The following is a 21,148-nucleotide window of genomic DNA, read 5'->3' on the forward strand; positions in this document are numbered from 1 at the left end:
AACGACTAGGCTACAAACTAAAGCTAAGCCTTACCACACATCCACTCGTTTTGACTTGGGCACAAATAGTTTATCACCTTTCTTGATATTGAATGCCTTATACCACGCATCGATTTGGGGTAAAGCAGCATTCACACGCCAACGACCAGGAGAGTGAGGGTCGGTACGTACGCGGTTGCGCAAAGCTTCTGGACGCGCATTGCCAGCCCACACCAAAGAGTATGCCAAGAAGAAGCGTTGTTCGGGAGTGAAACCATCATTCACAGTCGAAGGATTTTGTGCTTGCGCTTTCTGGAAAGCTTGATAAGCAATCTTCAAACCACCATGATCGGCAATATTTTCACCACAAGTGAGTGCGCCATTCACGTGCAAACCTGGTAAAACTTCCACTGCATCAAAAGTCTTCACCATGCGTTGTGTGCGCTGCTCGAAGTTCTTCTTATCTTGCTCCGTCCACCAGTTACGAAGGTTGCCATTCTTATCAAATTGTGCTCCTTGATCGTCGAAACCGTGTGTTATCTCGTGACCAATCACCACACCGATAGCACCATAGTTCAGAGCATCGTCACCATCTGCCATGAAGAAAGGAGGTTGAAGAATGCCTGCAGGGAAGCAAATTTCGTTGGTGGTGGGGTCGTAATACGCATTGATAGTTTGAGGAGTCATACCCCATTCATCGCGATCCACAGGCTTGTTCACCTTGCGCTGAATCATATCATCATTGGCAAAGGCAGCTGCGCGTTGGAGGTTCTCATAGAAAGAGAGCGACTCATCAATGTTCAAGCCATCATAACTGCGCCATTTTTCGGGATAACCGATTTTGACGTAGAAACTATTGAGTTTTTCGTGAGCTTGTGCCTTTGTGGCTGCGCTCATCCATGTTTGTTGATCGATGCGCTCACCGAGAGCCACTTGAAGGTTCTTCACTAGTTGAAGCATACGCTGCTTGGAAGATTCAGGGAAATAGCGTTCCACATACATCTTTCCCACAGCCATGCCCAAAACGCTTTCCACTGTGCCAACGGCACGCTTCCAACGTGGACGATCTTGCTGAGAACCCGACATCACTTTGCCATAGAAATCGAAGTTAGCACGACGGAAATCATCGCTCAAAGCACTAGCTGCATCATCAAGTACCTGGAATTCAAGATAATTTTTCAAAGATTCCAGAGAGCTCTCACTCCACACTTTCTCCACTTCATGGATGGGTTCGAGCTGATTGACAGAAACTTCTGTGATTGCAGGGAAATTCTGCTGCAAGAGATAAGCATTCCAGTCGAAACCAGGGAAATCACGGAGCAAATCATCGTAGCTCATCTTGTGGTAATTACCCTCAACATCACGCAACTCTGTGCTAGAGAAAGAAGCCTTTGCGATGCGTGTCTCGATTGCCAACACATCTTGCATCTTCTTTGCCGCATCAGCCGAAGAATAGCCTACAAGTTGAAACAACTGTTGGATATACTTCTTATATCCTTCACGGATTTTCACCGTCGCTTCATCATCATTGACATAGTAATCTCGGTCGCCGAGTGTGATACCACCTTGGTTGATTTGCACCAAGTTCATTTTGGCATTCTTGATGTCGGCATAAACCCCAATCTCGAGGAAGGGAGAAAGTCCCAAACGCGACAACCTCGACATCGTCATGAAGAGTTCGCGCTTGTCTTTTGCCCCATTGATAGTAGCCAACACAGGACGAACTGGAGCTGCACCTTCTTTGTTCAAGCGCACACTATCCATTGCCAAGCGATAGAGTCCACCGATTTTCTGAGGCAAAGAGCCTTGTACGGCCTTTTGCTTTGCAAGATCTTCGATAAGCGTGAGGATGCGCTTACGATTCGCCTCATCTAGGGCATGAAACTGCCCAAACTCAGCATGTTCAGCCGTGAGGGGATGAGCTTTCATCCATCCACCACCAGCATATTCATAGAAGTCTTGCCCAGGACGAGCCGACAAATCCATATTGCTCTTATCGTAGCCCTTCAGTGTGGTCTGCGCAAAAGCACTAGTAGCCACCAAAGCTGCGGAGAGCAAAGCTTGTTTTAATTGCATAACTGTATAAGAAATTATGAGTAGATACTTTATAAATTGTGTAACGTTACGAGCAGAGTAAGAATAAAAACACAAAGCAAGTTGCTTCAATCCCCCTTCGCCATTCGTACCTCAGGGAGTGCGTTAGCTTCCCCATGCTACTTTGGGTGCATTAATCTCCGAGTGCCTCGACGACTTCGCTCCACACCTCCTCAGCCGCCGCAAGTTGTTTACGCAACTCACCATGTTGCGTGAAGAGTTCCACGTTTGCTGCTCCTTCAGGAGTGGAAAGTTGCGATTCCACTTCAGCAATCTGCTGTTCAAGCTGTTCGATGTTTTTCTCTGCCTCTTTCACAGCTTGTTCCAGTTTACGACGCTGCTTAGCAGCTTCTTTTTGTTCGGCATAGCTCAAAGCCCCTTCCGAAGGTGCGTTGTTATTCACATTCGTCGAAGAAGAGGCAGAAGGTGAGGTGCCATTGTTGGAAAGTTGCGTGCCTATTTCGTCAAGACTCGTAATTTCTTTTTGACGAAGGAAATCGTAAATACCTCCTAAGTGCTCGCGCACTCTTCCACCTGCAAATTCATACACCTTGGTCACCAATCCATCAAGGAATTCACGGTCGTGACTCACCACAATCACCGTGCCATCAAATGCCAGAATTGCCTCTTTAAGCACATCTTTGGTGCGCATATCGAGGTGGTTCGTCGGTTCGTCAAGAATCAGGAGGTTCACAGGTTCGAGGAGGAGCTTTATCATGGCCAAACGACTACGTTCACCACCCGAAAGTACCTTTACTTTCTTCTCCGAGGCCTCACCACCAAACATAAAGGCACCGAGGATATCACGGATTTTCAGTCGAATATCTCCCTTTGCCACATGATCTATCGTGTCAAAAACGGTGAGTTCGTCATCGAGCAGTTGTGCCTGATTCTGCGCATAATAACCGAGTTGTACATTATGTCCAATCTTCAACACTCCTCCATGGGGAATCTCCTCCATGATACACTTCACGAGCGTAGATTTGCCTTCACCATTCTTACCGACAAACGCCACTTTTTCTCCACGCTTGATGGTAAGATTCACTTGTTCAAAAACAACATGCTCACCATAGTGCTTTTCCACTTCATCACAAATCACTGGATAGTCACCACTCCTGGAGCATGGTGGAAATTTAAGATGAAGGCGCGAAGTGTCAATTTCATCAATCTCAATGGGAACTATTTTTTCCAACTGTTTGATGCGGCTCTGCACCTGCACAGCTTTGGTAGGCTTATAACGGAATCTTTCGATGAAATCCTTCAAATCCGCAATTTCTTTCTGCTGATTTTCATAAGCACGAAGCTGGCTCTCTCTGCGTTCAGCACGGAGCTGCACATATTCATCATACGACACACGATAGTCCACCACCTTGCCACAAGAAATCTCTAGCGTGCGATTCGTCACATTGTTGATAAAGGCGCGGTCGTGACTCACCAAAATCACAGCACATCCACTGTGAGCCAAAAATTGCTCCAACCAGCGAATACTCTCTATGTCGAGGTGATTAGTAGGCTCATCGAGCAATAAGACATCATGACGCGCCAAGAGCAACTTTGCCAGTTCGATACGCATGCGCCATCCTCCGGAAAACTCCTGAGTGGGTCGTTCAAAATCACTGCGTAAAAATCCCAAACCAGAGAGAGTTCGTTCGATTTCGGCATGATAGTTCTGCGCACCCATCATCTGCAATCGGTCGTTCTCGCGACTAAATGCCTCGACAAGTTCCATATAATCTGGCGATTCGTAATCCGTGCGCTCCATCAATTCCTGATTGAGTTGAGCCACATGATCACGAAGTTCATGAAGATGCGCAAAGGCTTTCTCCACCTCTGCCACCACGGTGGTGTCATCACTGAGCACCATCACCTGCGGCAAATAGCCCACACTGACCTCTCGCTGCACTGCCACTCGCCCATCAGTGGGCTGCTGCAATCCAGCGATAATTTTGAGCATCGTGCTTTTGCCAGCACCATTTTTACCGACCAATGCTATGCGGTCGCGCTTGTTCACCACAAAACTCACATCATCGAAGAGAGCCTTAGCGGAAAATTCAACTTTGAGGTGTTCAACTGAAATCATTCAACTATCATTACAAACAAGTTGTTTGTCTACTTTTAGCAGACCGAATCGACTACTTTAGCTGCAAAAATACAAAATTCTCAACTACTGGACAATTTTCTAGGGCATAGTCCGTTATTATCATTGTCGATTTTATTTTTCTGCCCGCTTCATTTCATTTTCAAGTCACTCTCAGAGACGAATACTTTTGAAGCATTCGTTAAGGCTCCCTCTCCAAAGCAAATTCATCCCCTCACATCAAGCTCCATGATGCTTTAGAACGCCCTTTCCCACTCAGGTATTCATTCGCAAGAATCAATCATTCTCTAAATAGCAACAAAATATTGCGTTCAAAAAGAAGCACTTCCTTTTCACCCGATACTGTATGCTAAGAGATTGCATATTAGGACACACGTAAGATTTTAACATTGAAAAATAGAATATCTGCTTGGCAGAATGTAGGGAAATCAATATATTTGCAGAATTGAAACTTATTATCCGTTCCAATGAAACCTCTTTTTTCTCGATATTACCTCTTATTTATCCTTATAGCAAGCAGTTGTTTGTCAGTAGCTGCGCAAGATCTTATTGCACGTCAAGCCCCTATTGACCGACGTATCAAAGCTGTAGATTCGCTCACAATCAATCGTGTAATTCACAAAGCGAGTTTCACTAACTACGAGAGCAACGACCTCTACAATTCTTGGAACACATCAAAAGTCCACTGCTATTCTGGGGTGGAGCTTCCCGAAACACATCGTATTGACTTGCGTGGCTTTCACATGCCCACCCCAAGCCGTATGGTCACCTCTCGTTTCGGATATCGCCCCACTTTCCGTCGTCTCCATAAAGGACTTGACATCAAAGTCTACACTGGCGACACCATTGTGTCCGCCTTTGATGGAAAAGTACGCATCGTAGGTTATGAGGCTTCTGGATATGGCAACTACGTGGTCATTCGTCATAAGAACGGACTCGAGACTATTTATGGTCACCTCTCTAAGAGCATCGCTCAAGTAGGTGAAATCGTTAAAGCAGGTCAAACCATTGGACTCGGAGGCAATACAGGCCGCTCTTTCGGTTCTCACCTCCACTTTGAAACGCGCTTCCTCGGTGTCGCTATCAACCCTACCCTACTCTTTGACTTCCCTAATCAAGATGTCACAGCCGACTACTTTGTTTTTAATCGCAGCGACTGCGAAGGTGGTCTGCTCAGCCAAGTGGGAGGCTCCAACCGCCACGAGGATTTAGCACAATTAGACAATCCCAGTCGTAAAGATTTTCCTACCGAACCAGCTCGCACCAAGCCACAGCCACAAGTTACGGGAAATTTCTACCAAGTAAAGAATGGCGACACACTCTACAGCATTGCACGCAAAATTGGTGTTTCTGTAGACAACATCACTCATCTCAACAATCTTGGCAAAAAACCAGTGCTTCACACAGGACAAATCCTCCGCTACTAACTTTTAAACAAGAAACTACATCTGTATTAGCAGATTACATTTCAAATAGAGAGAAGTTCATCTTCATCTAAAGAATCGAGAAAATCAAATTGCAAACACCACTTGACAATCATTTGTCGAGTGGTGTTTTTCCTTATAACTAGCTGCAAAATGAACTTTACACAATAGGATATTACAAACTGCAAAACGCTAGAAAATAGCACTATTACAGCAAATTGCAGCGGTTTTAGTTGTCAAGTACACCTAGATTTACTATATTTGCAGCAGACAATGAATTAACCCATCATGAATCAAACAACAATACTTCCCGACGTCGTATTTGAAACGAGCTGGGAAGTCTGCAACAAAGTCGGTGGCATCTACACCGTGCTTTCGACTCGCGCAAAGACGCTCCAACAGCAACTTCAAGATAACCTCATCTTTATTGGACCTGATCTCGGTCAAGGAGGAAAGGATAACCCTCTTTTTATCGAAGACAAAAAAATCCACAAGGATTGGAAAAAGAGTCTTCAAGACAGCGGTTTGACCATTCGCATCGGTCGTTGGGACATCCCAGGACAACCCCTCACCGTGCTTGTAGATTTCCATCCGCTCTTCACACAGAAAGATGAGATTTATGGTCGTGCATGGGAACTTTTCCAAGTGGACTCCCTCCACGCCTATGGTGACTACGATGAAGCCTCCATGTTTTCGTATGCGGCAGGTAAAGTAGCTGAAATAATTACGAAACAATCCTTTGCCGACAAACGCGTGATTTATCAAGCTCACGAATGGATGTCTGGCCTTGGTATGCTCTTCCTCCAGCACAACTGCCCAGAGGTGCGCACCATCTTCACCACACACGCCACCAGCATCGGTCGTTCCATCGCTGGAACAACAAATTGCTCTATGCCTATTTTGAAGGCTATAACGGAGACCAGATGGCGAGTGAACTCTCCATGGAAGCCAAGCATAGTATCGAAAAGCAAAGTGCTCATCGCACCCACTGTTTCACTACCGTGTCTGACTTCACTGACCGCGAATGTGCTCAACTGCTCGACAAACCTGCTGATGTGGTTCTTCCCAATGGTTTTGAGCTTGATTTCGTGCCCAAGGGTGCAGCCTTCACGAGCAAACGTCGCCAAGCTCGTCAGCGTATCTTCCAAGTGGCGCAAGCCTTGACTGGACAAACCTTTGACAACGACACACTGATTATCTCCACCTCAGGTCGTAATGATTTTCGCTGCAAAGGCTTCGATGTCTACATGGAAGCAATGAAGCAGCTTAACGCACAACTGCGCGGCACTAACCAACAAGTGCTCTCGCTCATTGAAGTCCCCTGCTGGCTTCTAGGCCCTCGTACGGACGTGCAAGAACGCCTTCAACTCAAGGGCAAAAAAGCGGCTGCCATTGACACTCCGCTCCACACCCCTATCATCAGTCACGACCTTCATAATCTCAACGAAGACCGCATCGTCAATCTCATCAAGAGCATGGGCTTTGAAGACTGCGCGAATAACAACGTGAAAGTCATCCTTGTGCCCTGCTATCTTGATGGCAATGATGGTATCTTCGACCTTCACTACTACGACCTGCTCACGGCCAACGATCTCACCATCTACCCCTCCTACTACGAACCTTGGGGCTACACTCCCCTTGAGAGCGTAGCGTTCAAGACTCCTTGCATCACCACTGACCTCAGTGGATTTGGACAATGGGTAGATAGTGTGCTCGGTCACACTGGCACCCTAGAAGATGGCGTGAGCGTACTGCACCGCGACGACAATAACTATTTTGAATGCGCTGCCGAGATTAGCCAAGTCATTCAGCAATTTCTGGCTGCCCCCAAGACAGCTCGCGACAAGATGCGTCGCAATGCCGCAAAATTTGCCAACAAGGCACAATGGGAAAACTTCATAGCCTACTATCATAAGGCCTATGAGTTTGCCCTCAACAAGTAAGCAATAACAACATATACACAACATGAACGTAAAAATCACGAACGCCAACCAACCTAGTTGGAAGAATGTGACTGTCAAGAGCCACATCCCCGCTGCGTTCCAACCCCTCGATGAGATTGCACACAACCTTTGGTTCTGCTGGAACCAAGAAGCTCTCGATCTTTTCCGCAGCTTAGATGCTAAAATTTGGGATGAAGTAGATCAAAATCCCGTTGAGCTCCTCAATCGCATCTCTTACAAGCGTCTCACAGAACTGAGCGAAGACAAAGAAGTTTTGGCACGCATCAAAAAAGTGTACAAACTCTTCCGTGACTACATGGATGAGAAGCCCAATGCTAAACGCGCTTCTGTGGCTTACCTCTGCATGGAGTATGGTATGAACCACAATGTGAAGATCTATTCTGGTGGTCTTGGCGTACTCGCTGGTGACTACGTAAAAGAGGCTTCAGACTCCAACGTAGACATGTGTGCCGTAGGCTTCCTCTATCGTTATGGCTACTTCACACAGACCCTCTCTATGGATGGTCAGCAAATTGCCAACTACGAAGCTCAGGATTTCGACCGCATGCCCATCGAGCGCGTGCTCGATGCCAACGGCAATCAAGTAGTCGTAGATGTTCCCTTCTCTACCTTCACAGTTCATGCCCTCATCTGGCGTGTCAATGTAGGTCGTGTCCCTCTCTATCTTCTCGACACTGACAATGAGATGAACTCTGAGTTCGATCGTCAAATCACTCACGCCCTTTATGGTGGTGACTGGGAAAACCGCATGAAGCAGGAGTACCTCCTCGGTATTGGTGGTATCCTCGCACTCAAGAAGCTCGGCATCGAAAAAGACGTATATCACTGCAACGAAGGTCACGCAGCACTTGCCAACTTGCAACGCCTCGCTGATTTCGTAGAAAGTGGTCTCAACTTCGACGAAGCTCTCGAACTCGTTCGCGCTAGCTCACTCTACACTGTGCACACTCCCGTGCCTGCTGGACACGACTACTTCGATGAAGCCCTTTGTGGTAAGTATCTTGGTCAATTCCCTGGCCGCCTTGGCATCAGCTGGGACGACTTCATGGGTCTTGGTCGCCAAAATCCCAACGACAAGGGCGAACGTTTCTGCATGTCCACCTTCCTCTGCAAGACTTGTCAAGAAGTCAATGGCGTAAGCTGGTTGCATGGTAAGGTGTCACAGCTCATGTTCCAAGAAATCTGGCCTGGCTATCTCCCTGCTGAATGCCACCGCGACCACAAGATTCTCACTCACGATGAGTATGCGGAAGTTTACAATGTGAATCCCGATGAAAGCCATGTGGGCTATGTCACCAATGGTGTCCACTACCCTTCTTGGTGTGCTAGCGAGTGGAAAAATCTTCACAAGAAGTATTTCGGTGAGGGATTCATCAAGGATCAGAGCAACCAATCTCTTTGGGAAAACATCTACAAGGTCTCAGACAAGGAAGTTTGGGAAACTCGTGTTGCCCTCAAGAAGAAGCTCATCGACTACATCCGCGATCGTTTCCGCGACAACTGGCTCAAAAACCAAGGTGACCCTGCACGTGTGATGTCACTCCTCGACAAGATCAACCCCAACGCCCTCATCATCGGTTTTGCTCGTCGTTTCGCGACTTACAAGCGTGCGCACCTCCTCTTCTCCGACCTCGATCGTTTGGCTAAGATTGTCAACAACCCTGACTACCCTGTGCAGTTCCTCTTCGCTGGTAAGGCACACCCCGCTGACGGTGCAGGTCAAGGTCTCATCAAGCACATCCACGACATCTCTCAACGTCCTGAGTTCATCGGTAAGATTATCTTCCTCGACAACTACGACATGGAGTTGGCTCGTCGCCTCGTGAGCGGTGTGGACATCTGGATGAACACCCCCACACGTCCTCTCGAAGCCTCTGGTACTTCTGGCGAGAAGGCACTCATGAATGGTGTTGTAAACCTCTCTGTACTCGACGGTTGGTGGTACGAAGGCTACCGCGAAGGTGCAGGTTGGGCACTCACCGATGTGCGCACTTACCAAGACCAAGGTCAGCAAGACAAACTCGACGCAGCTACCATCTACAGCTTGCTCGAAAACGAAATCATTCCTCTCTACTACAGCCGCAGCGCATCTAAGGGCTACAGCGAAGGTTGGGTGAAGACCGTGAAGAACTCTATCGCGCAAATCGCTCCTCACTACACGATGAAGCGTCAGCTCGATGACTACTACGATCGCTTCTACAACCCTCTCCGCGACCGCTACACCATCATCTCAGCCGAAAACAACCGCCTCGCTCGTGAAATCGCAGCTTGGAAGGAAGCCGTGACCCAGCGTTGGGACAATATCCGTGTGGTTGAATCTCAGCTTTGCGACAGCCTCTATGGTGGCAATCTCGTGAGCGACACTGAATTCACCGTGCGCCACGTTGTTGACGAACAAGGTTTGGACGATGCTATCGGCATTGACCTCGTAGTGATGCGTCAAGATCCTGAAACTGGCAATGATGTAATCTACAAGACCTACCCCATGCAGGTAGTTAAGAACGAAGGCAATCTCTACACCTTCGAACTCAAGACCGCTATCGACGTGGCTGGTTCGTTCCGCACTGCCTTCCGCATGTACCCCAAAAACAAGCACTTGTCTTCTCGTCAAGACCTCTGCTACGTTCGTTGGTTCAACTAATCTAATTTTCCGTGCGACAGCAACTCCACTTCTCTCGCACAGGACATCCCCTTTTGCTCCTCACTGCCACGCAGTGGGGAGTTTCTTTTTCATGCCCCTATTATATACAGCATTAATAAAACACAAAAGTGGAACTCTCAAATATAACATTCGTTGCTTTTCGCTGAAAATTAAAGTTATTTATATTATCAGGGCAGTTTTCGTTATTCTATCACCAGTTCACTTCAAACAGAAAAAACTATTAGTCCATTGACTTGGCAACTGCGATTAACTAACCTACCGCATTGCAACAGTTTTCCTCGCCAATGGGGAAGATTACCCAGGTGCTATTCGCTCACCTCATCAGTAAGCTCTGATTATTGCATGCAGCTCGCGTGCGCATGTCACGTGTGCACGTACAGCAATTTCGCACTTTTTGCTTTCACAACCTTCACAGGCCCTATCATAAATCACTGTTTATCAACTAGTAACAGAGCTATTCAGCAATCCAAAATGCGATGTACAGAAAAAGTCTACTTCTATCCCCAAAAGTATAGTGTGATTAAGCCATCGTCTCCCTACTTCTTAAAAAAACTCCCCTTTCTTCTCAAAGAGAGAAACAAGCATTTTTCCAACATTTTCAAACTAGTAATTCGTCATTCTTTAAAATCCCCTAAATTCACTGCTATATCGCTCTATTTTTCAAGCTATTACAAAGCAAAGTGTGAAGGTTGGTGTAGCAACTAATCAACGAAAATGAAGAAATATCGAAGTTGGTGTAAACTGACTGATAATGAGCAGGAAACGAAATAATTTGCATAGAAGTGCTCTTTTCAAAAAGAGTTATAATATGCAGATTTAGGCAGAAGTTCAGTTACCAGAGCGTTACCCGATTTTGCCATAGGTAACGATGGAGTAATATTCGGTAACTGAATTATTTTTACTCGTGTGGCTGTTGCTGCGGTCGGCAGTTTTCTGCATAAGAGAGAAACGCTTTGAAATTGGTAATTTTGCCACAAAACATCAAAGCGTATGAAAACAGAAAAAATGAAGGTGTTGCTCTACCTCAAAAAGAGCGGTCTGGACAAGTCGGGCAAGGCTCCGATTATGGGACGGATAACCATTGGGCGTTCCATCGCACAGTTCAGTTGCAAGCTCTCCTGCAATCCTGACTTGTGGAATCCCCGTGAGAGCAGAATGGACGGAAAAAGTCGTGAGGCGGTGGAAGTGAATGGCAGGTTGGAGAATTTGCTGCTGTCCATTCAGTCAGCCTATCAGTCTTTGCTTGCAAGAGGTTGCCCATTTGACGCAACCGATGTGAAGAAACAGTTTCAAGGAAGTGTGCAGACACGGTGCATGCTCATCGAAAGACTTGATATGCTCATAAAGGAGAAAGAAAGTCATGTCGGTGTAGACATCAGAAAAGAGTCAATGGCAAACTATCACTCCACGAGAATCCACTTGCAGGAGTTCATCCAAAAGAAGTATAAGGTTTCTGACTTAGCCCTCTCACAACTGACAGAGAACTTCATCCATGAGTTTCAGCAGTACTTCTTAGGGGAGTGTGGATTTCAGGAAAGCTCATTCTACAATGTCGCCACCCATTTGAAGACGGTATGCAGGCTGGCTTACCGTGAGGGATTGGCAGACATCCTGCTTTTCGACAAAGTCAAAATCAGCAAGGGTAACAAGAAACTCCCCAAAGCACTTGACAGAGGGGCATTTGAGAAGTTAAAGACTCTCCACTTGGAGGACTTGGAGGAGGAAATGGAAACGGCAAGGGATATTTTCCTCTTTGCCTGTTATACGGGTGCTGCATATTGTGATTTGATGGAACTGGACAAGTCCCATCTTGTGCGTGATGACGAGGGTAGCCTTTGGCTGAAGTTCAACCGCCAAAAAACAGGTGTGCCTTGTCGTGTCAAACTGCTGCCTGAAGCCATATGGCTGATGGAGAAGCTCCACAGCGATGAAAGGGAAACATTGCTCCCTTTCATGGGATATGCCACTTACCAATCTTATTTGAAAGCCCTGCGGCTTCGTGCTGGCATCTCGTTTCCTTTTACCACACATACAGCAAGGCACACATTTGCCACGCTCATCACGCTTGAACAGGGTGTGCCTATTGAAACGGTAAGCAAGATGCTGGGGCATTCCAACGTGAGCATGACCGAGCGTTATGCAAAGGTAACACCGCGGAAACTCTTTGAGGAATTTGACCGTTTCCTTTCTTTCACTGAAGATATGCAGTTGGCTATCTGACCATTTCTTTCATTCAACATTGTTTTATCGTTAAATAAAACATGAACAATTCAATCAAGACCATTATGAGAAGTACATTCAAGATACTGTTCTATATTAACAGACAGAAAACAAAGGCAGACTGCAATACCGCCATTCTCTGCCGTATCACCATCGACGGAAAGAACACAGCCATTACCACAGGCGAAGAGTGCCATCCTGTCGAGTGGAACACCAAGCAGGGTTTGACAACCAACAAGAAGACAAACCAAAGAATCAAAGAATTCAGGGATTTGGTGGAAAAGACCTATCGGGACATTCTTGTAAAGGATGGAGTGGTAAGTGTGGAGCTTATCAAGAACCGCTTACAGGGTATTGCCACCAATCCGACCACGCTCCTTGCCATGAGCTGGGCGGAACTCCAAACAGTCAAGGAAAGTGTTGGCAGATCAAGGGCAGAGGGAACTTACCTGAATTTGTTTTATTCTGACAGAAATCTCCGTGAATTTGTAGAAAACAAAGGAGTACAAGACATATCCATCGGAACAATTACAGAGGACTTGTTCGAGGAATACCGTTTCTTTCTCAAAAAGCGTGGACTGAAAGCATCCACCATCAACAGCAACCTCTGCTGGCTGAGCCGACTGATGTTCCGTGCGGTCAGCAAGAGGATTATCCGCTGCAATCCGTTTGAGAATACCAAGTATGAGAAAGAGGAAAAGAAGATACGCTTTCTGCAAAAGAGCGATGTGATGAAACTTATGGCAATGAAGATGAACGACAAGGAAGCGGAGCTGGCAAGACTGATGTTTGTCTTTTCATGCTTCACAGGCTTGGCTATCTCAGACATGGAGAATTTAGAAAACAAGCATATCCAAACGACAGCGGACGAACAGATGTATATAAGAAAGGAACGTCAGAAGACCAAGGTTGAGTTCATCGTGCCGTTACATCCCATAGCGGAAGCCATCATCAGTCATTGCCAGAAAGAGCAGGAAAGAAGTGAAGAATATCTGCTGGTGAAAGAAAAAGGGGATCACCTTGTCTTTCACCGTGATTGCAGCCGCAGTGTCATGGATGCCAAACTGAGTATTGTGGGAAAGGCTTGCGGTATCTGCCAAAGACTTTCCTTCCACATGGCAAGACATACATTCGGCACGATGAGCCTAAGCGCAGGTATTCCCATTGAGAGCATAGCCAAGATGATGGGGCATGCCTCCATATCAAGCACTCAAGTTTATGCGCAGGTGACGGACAAAAAGATATCAGAGGATATGGACAGACTCATCGCCAAACATCAGGAAAAGAACAAAGAGGATGATAAGGTAACGGTAAAGGAAACTATTACCATAGGTACAATGGCTATTGCCAACACAGGCAGAAACAAAAGCATGGAGGAAACGGCATGAATACGGAAGATGGAATAAAGACCAAGGCTGCAATCCGTCTGGACACGGGGCGCAGCTACTTCGAGTGGGGAAATGGTATGCAGGTTATCCGCAGGGGAAAAGGCGAAGTAGCCATGACCGAGGGCGAGCTTGCAAGGTTCTTCGGAGTTACATGGAGAAAAGTCAATGGCAGACTTCGGACGATAACCGAAGAATCCGTCCTGCATCCAGAAGAAAGGGACGCAGACGAAAGGAAAATAGTCACGGATAAGGAGGTAAGGGGCTACGCACCGCTCTACCCATTACCTACAATTATCGCCCTTTCCTTCTTGCTTGACAGCGTAGAAGCCCACCTGTTCAGAAAGCATGTGTGCAGTGAGTTGATGCATCCAAGGAGTTCTGTCATTCCTATCATCATATATGACAGGGGTGTCAATAGCTGAATATGTACCAATCCTTTTTCTTTCACTGTTATCTTACTACATTACTACAAAACAAGGTAACACAGTGACAGAGAAGGTATTACGTTGTAGTTGGTAGATGACTATATGTGCAACTACGGTATGACTACATACTACCAATCCATGAACGGAAAGGATATGTTTTTTAGCCGTGGAATGCGGTCAGAGAGGATTGTGAACTTTCGGATATGGCTATGTAGATAAGATTGACAAATACAAGAAGGTTTTTCTTAGCTGTCGTGCATATTCCTTGAAGGCAACAATTCTATTGCCACAAATAGTCGTAATTATGGTTACTAAACATCTCATTTTCCCCTCGCTCAAAATATATTGTCTTAATAATGAAACCTTCCCTTGCTTTGGACATCGAATACGGAAAGAGAGATTGGTCAACAAATCCTATAGAGTTTACATATCTGCCCAGCGGAGTGTCTATGTATTTGTATTCCTGATGAAGCGACAACTTTTCTCTGCTGATTTGCCTGATGGTATCAATTATATGGAAACTTCTGTCATCAACCAAAAATGCTGAAACAGGCTTGCCTATTTTCCATTCAAAATCATAGACAAGTAAGGGTTTGGGAATGAACTTGTCGTAATAAAAAATTTGTTTTCCCTGCTCGTGGAGGTAGAAAACGGCATTTTTCTTGCCATTTACATAAACTTTCCTGTATTCGACTCCCTTAATGATGGTGTCTTCCCTGACAGTATATAGATAAATCTGATAGAAAAAAGGACGGAAAGGGTCTGTCACTATTTCTTTCCATGAAGTGCCTTCAGGGTAATAGATGTACTCATATTCTTCCCTGTCGTTTCCACACCCGGAGAGACAAAGAAATTCCACGAGTCCCAAAAGCAATTCCAAAATAAGCAACATGACAGAGAGTCCCTTAGTCCTTATCATCGTCCCTAATTATTTTATGCGGAAACTATCTTTTATCGTATCCACCATGTCTAATTTCTCCCATGTAAACAATTCCACCTGAATGTTTTTTGTTCCATGATACCTGCTTGTAAATGTTTTGTTCACAACTTCATTTTTCCGTCCCATGTGACCATAGGCTGCCGTTTCCGTGTACATCGGCTGGTTTAGTTTAAGCTGCCTTTCAATGGCTTTAGGGCGCAGGTCGAACATTTCAAAAATCTTCTGTGCAATTTCTCCGTCCGACATTCCGACATTATTGTGTCCATATGTATCAACCGATACGCTGACAGGAGCAGCCACACCGATGGCATAAGCCAGCTGCACAAGAATTTCGTCCGCAACCCCTGCTGCTACCATATTTTTGGCAATATATCGTGCCATATAAGCAGCACTGCGATCTACCTTGCTTGGATCCTTTCCAGAGAAAGCACCTCCGCCATGTGCTCCTCGTCCCCCATATGTATCCACAATTATTTTTCGCCCAGTAAGCCCCGTATCCCCATGCGGACCTCCTATAACAAATTTTCCTGTTGGATTTACAAGATACTTTATGTTACTGTTGAACAGCTTTTGTATTTTGGAATCACATTGGGAAATGACACGAGGCATAAGAATGTTAATCACATCGTTCTTAATCTTGTCCAGCATCTTCTTGTCGTCCACGTCAAAATCGTCATGCTGAGTACTTACCACTATTGTGTCAATGCGCAGAGGTTTTTTGTTCTCGGTGTATTCTATTGTTACCTGACTTTTTGCATCGGGGCGTAAATAAGTCATTTCCTTGCCCTCCTTGCGTATGTCGGAGAGTGTTCTCATAATGAGATGTGCCAAATCAAGAGAAACTGGCATATAATTTTCGGTTTCATTGGTAGCATAGCCGAACATCATACCTTGGTCACCTGCACCCTGTTCGTCCGTATCTTTATTGGAAACGCCTCTGTTTATATCATCGCTCTGCTCGTGAATAGCCGTGAGGATACCGCATGAATCACCGTCAAACTGATATTCAGCTTTTGTGTAACCAGCCTTGTTTATTGTTTCGCGGGCAACATTCTGAAGGTCGATGTATGTACTGGAACGCACTTCACCCATAATGACCACCTGCCCCGTCGTTACGAATGTTTCTATTGCACAGTGAGCATTTCTGTCATAAGCAAGGAAATAGTCAAGCAACGCATCTGAAATCTGGTCTGAAATCTTATCGGGATGTCCTTCTGAAACGGACTCCGATGTAAATAAATGTCTCATCTTTTTATCTTATATTGTTTAATTCTTCTAATATAGCGTATGTGGAACGCAGCGTCATGAAATCCGTATATTCTTCTGCTGTACCATTTTTCATTTCCGTCATTTCCACGAACATCTTTATCTCGTTAAAATATCCCTGTGTGTAAATCTGGTTGTTTGCCAAAATGGGATTGAAGTTGTTTCTTGATAAAAGACACTCGTTGGATAATTTGGTGGGGAGCACTTTTTCGATTGGTACTCCACCTATGGTACATACTGATGGCACAAATGACAGTCGCTCCATCTGGTCTATTTCATACGTTCCGTCCTGCGTGTTCACTCTGACATTTTCACTAGCATCTTTCCAAGAATAAAGTGTGGATAATTCCAAAGTACCAATAATATTGTCATGTTCCAGCATCAGCAGGTAGGTCACACCACCTTTTTTTGTACTTTTGACTTTATGCATCGCCAGTATCTTAGCCCCTCCAAAAAGAAAAACGACCAAGTCGATAGGGTGTATAAACAAATCGTATATCTCATTGCCTTCGGGGTACAATCCCGTTTGGTAACGTAGGCTGTAACTATTTAATTCCCTGCCTTTTATTTCCTTTCTCAATCTGGAAACAAGCGGAGAATGTCTTTTTTGCATTCCGACAACTGTGGTATTAAATCCAAATAACCTTTGCTTGTCAATAAGGCTGTTTAGTTCCTTTAAACACATACAGGGAGGTTTTTCTATAAAAAGAGATTTCCCCGATTTTATAACTTCTGATGCAATTTCAAAATGTGACGCAGGTGTGGCTGACACAAACACTCCTGCGACTGTCTCGTCATTGAGAATATCCTTTATAGATGTTGTCCCTATTATGCCCTTGAATTTTTTCCCTATCAGTTCTGCCTTTTTCGTGGAAGAACAGCACACATACTTCACGTTGACTTGTAGAAATTGGATGACGGGGAAAAGGTTGTGGATGGTGTGGTTTCCAAAACCAATTATAGCATAGTTCTTCTCATAACAGTCGGAGAGATATTTATTATCCCTTCTGCGCTTGTAAAGTCTGATGATTTTCTGAATGTCTGTCATTTAGGCTATATTAATCCTTTGAAATATTTGCGGTACGTGCATTTTTCATCAGCAGTCCACTGATATTTCCCGTAAAACGCTTCGATAAGTTTTTTAGGGAAAAACCTCTCGGCTGTACGGAGAAGTATTATGTCAAATTTACGATGGTAGTTAATCCAGCATTTGTTGCAGTCATGGGAATACTCACATTGAATCTTAGCAGTCCTTTGTGAATTGAAGATTTCGTCAAGAGTATTGTTGTGAACATTGCCGAGAATCACATCCAGATTTTGGCACAGGGGAACATTCCCATTGGAATGGATTACCAGTTCATTGTATATACTGTGGCATCTTAGGCGCAGATTTCCTTTTTTCCATTCATCGTACAGAGCCACAAAGTCAAAATTTTCCTGTGTTTTATGGATAGATTGCGGAATCTTTTTTATGTAGTCATTTCCGACCTCCATTAGGTCCTCGGTGGTATCAAAGAAATCCATCGTATTGTAAATGCCTATTCTGACATCAATGTTATAGTGTTTGGCAAGCTGAATAACATAGTCCATGTCCTCAAACGTGTTCCATGGAGTAAGGCAGAACATGAACGATATGGGAACAAAGTCCTTACAGCTTTCCACCACCTGAATGACCTTGTCATATCCGTCACGCCCTCTTAGAGTTTTATATGTTTCCTTGTTCCCATCTAAGGAAATATACAGATGTTTGGGCTTGTATTTCTTTACAGCTTCGATAACTTTAGAGGGTGCAAGGCAATTTGATAGCAGGGTGTAGTTTGTATGGTTGTTGTGAAACCAGTTCAGTATTGCATCAGCTTCAGGATGTAAAATAAATTCCCCCCCCTCCAGACCGACGGTTGTCCGTTTTGTTACGCACTTGCTCGACATTATCCGAATGATGTCCGATAATGACAAATGCTCTATTGGCTTTTTCCAAATAGAGCAATGTTTACACCGTGACTGACAAAGTGATGTGGAATAAATCATCAAGGATGATAAAGTCTTATCTGTAGGTACTGTTATGTTTTTTACAAATGCACCTCCAGTTACGAGATAGTCTAAAACGTTATACATTGATTATGTTTATAGTATTCTCCGCATACCAAGTTAACTTGGTATGCGGAGAAAAAGAATTATTCAACGATTATCTTTTGCTGTTTTGTCTTGTTATTTTCACTATAACTTATAACGTATGTACCGCTATGAGGCAATGTCGCCTTGTATGAATAAGAACCCTTGTACTTATTCTGTTTATAAGAGGTAACAACATGCCCATAAACATCTGTTATAGTCATCGAGAATTGACAATCATTCTCAAGGGTGTAGCTTATGCTAAGAGTGTTCCCTGAGACTTCTACACCAAAGCTGCTGCCATTTTTTGTAGGATTGGCTGAATCCTCTTGAACCACAGGAGTTAAATCCATACCGCTGAGCAATCCTTTCACATATAGCATCGTGTTTGCATAAGGAGAAACCAGCTCGCTTTCCGTAATGACCACAGGAGCGGTCAGCACAGGCTTAGCCCCAAATTTTGTCTCTTTTTTGATTGTTGGAATTTGTGGTACCAAATCTTCCAACAGTTTAGTCATAAAGATGTTGCCTTCTCCCAGTTCCTTATATACCAAGAATTGACTGGACGGAACAGATGCGCAATAAGATTTAAGCTGACGATAACTGTCATATTCTCCTAATTGTTCAAAACTGCTATAAGGAGATTGGTTTATATCCTTATCCCAAAGTGCAACTAAACTCTTGAACTTGCTTTCTGTTCCAGCAGGCAGCAAGGCAATTCTGCTTTCAATGAGACCTTGCTCCAAATCGGTAAACGAAACCTGTGCTACTTTTGCATCGGCACTTAACTGTGGTTTTGTTCCCAACGAAGTGTCTTTACGGTAATATTCTACGATTTCCCCATAGGAATTACCTCTCACTCCGTTTCTAGGATGGAAAGTTCGTGCCAAAGCACCAGGCTTACTTTCCCAGTCATATCCATGCAAATTGCCATCAGCCCCATCCCGAACAGAAGCATGTGTATATTCTCTTTTTCCATTCCGCACGATAGCCCATAAAGCAACTGTCCCGTTTTCAGCATTTGCACCAACCCTTGTAAGTCCTCTTGACGCATAGAATTTGTCAAAAGCCCTCAACGGGTCAGGGTCGTAGAAGTTAGAATGCGTCGAAGGAGGCCATTCCCAATAGGATGTTATTCCTCCAGACCAGCTTATACAGTTATAGGTTCGAGACTCGGGAGCGGACATAATCGCATCGTCTTCCTTCAAGTAAGGAAAAGAGCCAGCATATGTAACGTTATTTACGCTGCTTTTTTTACATTTTATGTAAACATTGCAAAGAACTTCTGGCTGATAAGAGCTGTACTGCGACAACAAAACGGCATTGCCTGCTACTGAGTACTTTTTGTTAATTCGCGCCCATCTTCCCCAATCAAAGTCTCCATTCCCTTGATAATCATCATTGTAAGCGATAATTCCAGATGGATTTCCGTAAGATTCTATCCAAACCATCGGATCACCTCCCTTGGAGCATACAAAAGTGTTATATACTTGATCTGTTCCTTGATTACATACTATTCCCAAACTAAACAAAGGGACATTGCTGTAATAATTTTCTCCGTTGATATTGACATTAGCAAGTCCGCTTGTGGCATTGAGCCATGAACGTACTCTGACGTAGTAAAGTCCCGTCTCAGGAATGTTGACATTCAAGGAAGCAAGGCATTGATTGTTGGAATGTGCATTCCATGTGTATCGCTCAGGATTGTTTGCACTGAACAACTCAAGAACATGGTCATAGTTGTCAATTCCGTTTGTCGCTATAAATATTTGCTGTCCTCTCTGGAAAGAAACTGTCTTGAAAAAAGAGTACTTTATTTTGCAATTTCTAATGTATTCAAAATCATACAAAGGAGAGTCGTAGGAAACACTTCTTGCTTTTGCAAACAAAGGTATAGCCAATGTGTCTCTGCCACAGAAATTCAAAGACGGTTCTGCATTACTGAGTGCATTCTCATGAGATAAGGTCTTAAGTTCTACCTTATAGTCATTGTAATTTTGAGACGAAATGGTAGAATTTCCCAAATCCTTAGAAAGTCTGACAAATTCAACCTCTGGAACGTCAGGAGCAGTCCCAACAATAGAGATGGTGTTCTTGCCTTTTCTCAGGAACACCTTTGAAGACTTCTTCAAGCCTATCGCCTGCCAGTCGTTTGACACAGGGGCTAAGACATCATCTTGCAACTCGTTGTTTACCATTACTTTGTAAACAGATAGTGTGCCATCTGCTTTCTTCGTCCCTAACACCCAGAAGTTGGCATAATGAAGCCCCGAAACTGGAGCTTCGACTTCAAAGGTGGTGAAAGTCTGAGCCTCTGTAATTGATTTTGTACACTTGAGAATCTTCACATCGCCACCTAAGCTTGGATTCTTCTCGTAATAACTAATGCTCTCCACACTTTGTGAGAAAGCAGCAACTGTTGTTGCAAATAAAATTAACAATGTAGTAATACCTTTTTTCATAAGTTCTTTATTAAAAGGGTTTATACTAAATTAGACGGTGTAAATTTAGGGAATTTGTGTGACATTTCCAAGTTTTTAGTATGATTTCTGAGAAAAATACTGCGTTTTAGGTAC

At 44.5% G+C, this 21,148-nt stretch carries 12 protein-coding genes and 1 pseudogene; 6 read left to right on the forward strand and 7 right to left on the reverse strand.

Annotated features, from left to right (window positions below):
• Positions 1-30 precede the first annotated feature (30 nt).
• Complete coding sequence (locus HMPREF9999_RS08225) at positions 31-2,055, reverse strand: M13 family metallopeptidase (RefSeq protein WP_009752264.1); 2,025 nt, start codon at positions 2,053-2,055, stop codon at positions 31-33.
• 151 nt (positions 2,056-2,206) lie between these two features.
• Positions 2,207-4,153 carry an ABC-F family ATP-binding cassette domain-containing protein gene (locus HMPREF9999_RS08230; RefSeq protein WP_009752265.1) on the reverse strand — a complete coding sequence of 649 codons (1,947 nt, stop codon included), beginning with the start codon at positions 4,151-4,153 and terminating at the stop codon, positions 2,207-2,209.
• 485 nt (positions 4,154-4,638) lie between these two features.
• Here HMPREF9999_RS08230 and HMPREF9999_RS08235 point away from each other — a divergent pair, with 485 nt between their 5' ends.
• The 6 genes and pseudogenes from HMPREF9999_RS08235 (at position 4,639) to HMPREF9999_RS08260 (ending at position 14,251) form a co-directional block, all read left to right on the forward strand.
• Complete coding sequence (locus tag HMPREF9999_RS08235; protein WP_009752266.1) at positions 4,639-5,598, forward strand: M23 family metallopeptidase; 960 nt, start codon at positions 4,639-4,641, stop codon at positions 5,596-5,598.
• A 285-nt stretch (positions 5,599-5,883) separates the two neighbouring features.
• Positions 5,884-7,538, forward strand: a pseudogene (locus tag HMPREF9999_RS08240) (glycosyltransferase).
• Positions 7,539-7,560: 22 nt separating this feature from the next.
• Complete coding sequence (gene glgP, locus HMPREF9999_RS08245; RefSeq protein ID WP_009752270.1) at positions 7,561-10,200, forward strand: alpha-glucan family phosphorylase; 2,640 nt, start codon at positions 7,561-7,563, stop codon at positions 10,198-10,200.
• 1,011 nt (positions 10,201-11,211) lie between these two features.
• A complete protein-coding gene (locus HMPREF9999_RS08250) occupies positions 11,212-12,441 on the forward strand; it encodes a site-specific integrase (RefSeq protein WP_004344866.1) in 1,230 nt (409 codons plus the stop codon).
• 65 nt (positions 12,442-12,506) lie between these two features.
• Complete coding sequence (locus HMPREF9999_RS08255) at positions 12,507-13,829, forward strand: site-specific integrase (RefSeq protein ID WP_198144638.1); 1,323 nt, start codon at positions 12,507-12,509, stop codon at positions 13,827-13,829.
• A complete protein-coding gene (locus tag HMPREF9999_RS08260) occupies positions 13,826-14,251 on the forward strand; it encodes a hypothetical protein (RefSeq protein WP_004344869.1) in 426 nt (141 codons plus the stop codon). The genes HMPREF9999_RS08255 and HMPREF9999_RS08260 overlap by 4 nt, the downstream gene beginning before the upstream one ends.
• Positions 14,252-14,534: 283 nt before the next feature.
• On the opposite strand, the gene HMPREF9999_RS08265 is transcribed toward HMPREF9999_RS08260, so the two are convergent.
• The 5 genes from HMPREF9999_RS08265 to HMPREF9999_RS08285 are packed head-to-tail and all read right to left on the reverse strand — an operon-like array spanning position 14,535 to position 21,034.
• Entirely contained in the window at positions 14,535-15,173 is a 639-nt protein-coding gene (locus HMPREF9999_RS08265; protein ID WP_004344870.1) for a hypothetical protein, read from the reverse strand.
• A gap of 9 nt (positions 15,174-15,182) precedes the next feature.
• Complete coding sequence (gene metK / locus HMPREF9999_RS08270; RefSeq protein ID WP_004344871.1) at positions 15,183-16,442, reverse strand: methionine adenosyltransferase; 1,260 nt, start codon at positions 16,440-16,442, stop codon at positions 15,183-15,185.
• 4 nt (positions 16,443-16,446) lie between these two features.
• Positions 16,447-17,508: a Gfo/Idh/MocA family protein gene (locus HMPREF9999_RS08275; protein WP_004344873.1), complete on the reverse strand. Its 1,062-nt coding sequence runs from the start codon at positions 17,506-17,508 to the stop codon at positions 16,447-16,449.
• Positions 17,509-17,513: 5 nt separating this feature from the next.
• On the reverse strand, positions 17,514-18,575 hold the full coding sequence (locus tag HMPREF9999_RS08280; protein ID WP_021583969.1) for a radical SAM protein: 1,062 nt from the start codon (positions 18,573-18,575) through the stop codon (positions 17,514-17,516).
• 59 nt (positions 18,576-18,634) lie between these two features.
• The gene (locus tag HMPREF9999_RS08285; protein WP_004344877.1) at positions 18,635-21,034 is read right to left on the reverse strand and encodes a T9SS type A sorting domain-containing protein; all 2,400 of its coding nucleotides are present in this window, start codon (positions 21,032-21,034) and stop codon (positions 18,635-18,637) included.
• Positions 21,035-21,148 lie beyond the last annotated feature (114 nt).

The organism is Alloprevotella sp. oral taxon 473 str. F0040 (assembly GCF_000318095.2).
Lineage (GTDB): Bacteria > Bacteroidota > Bacteroidia > Bacteroidales > Bacteroidaceae > Alloprevotella.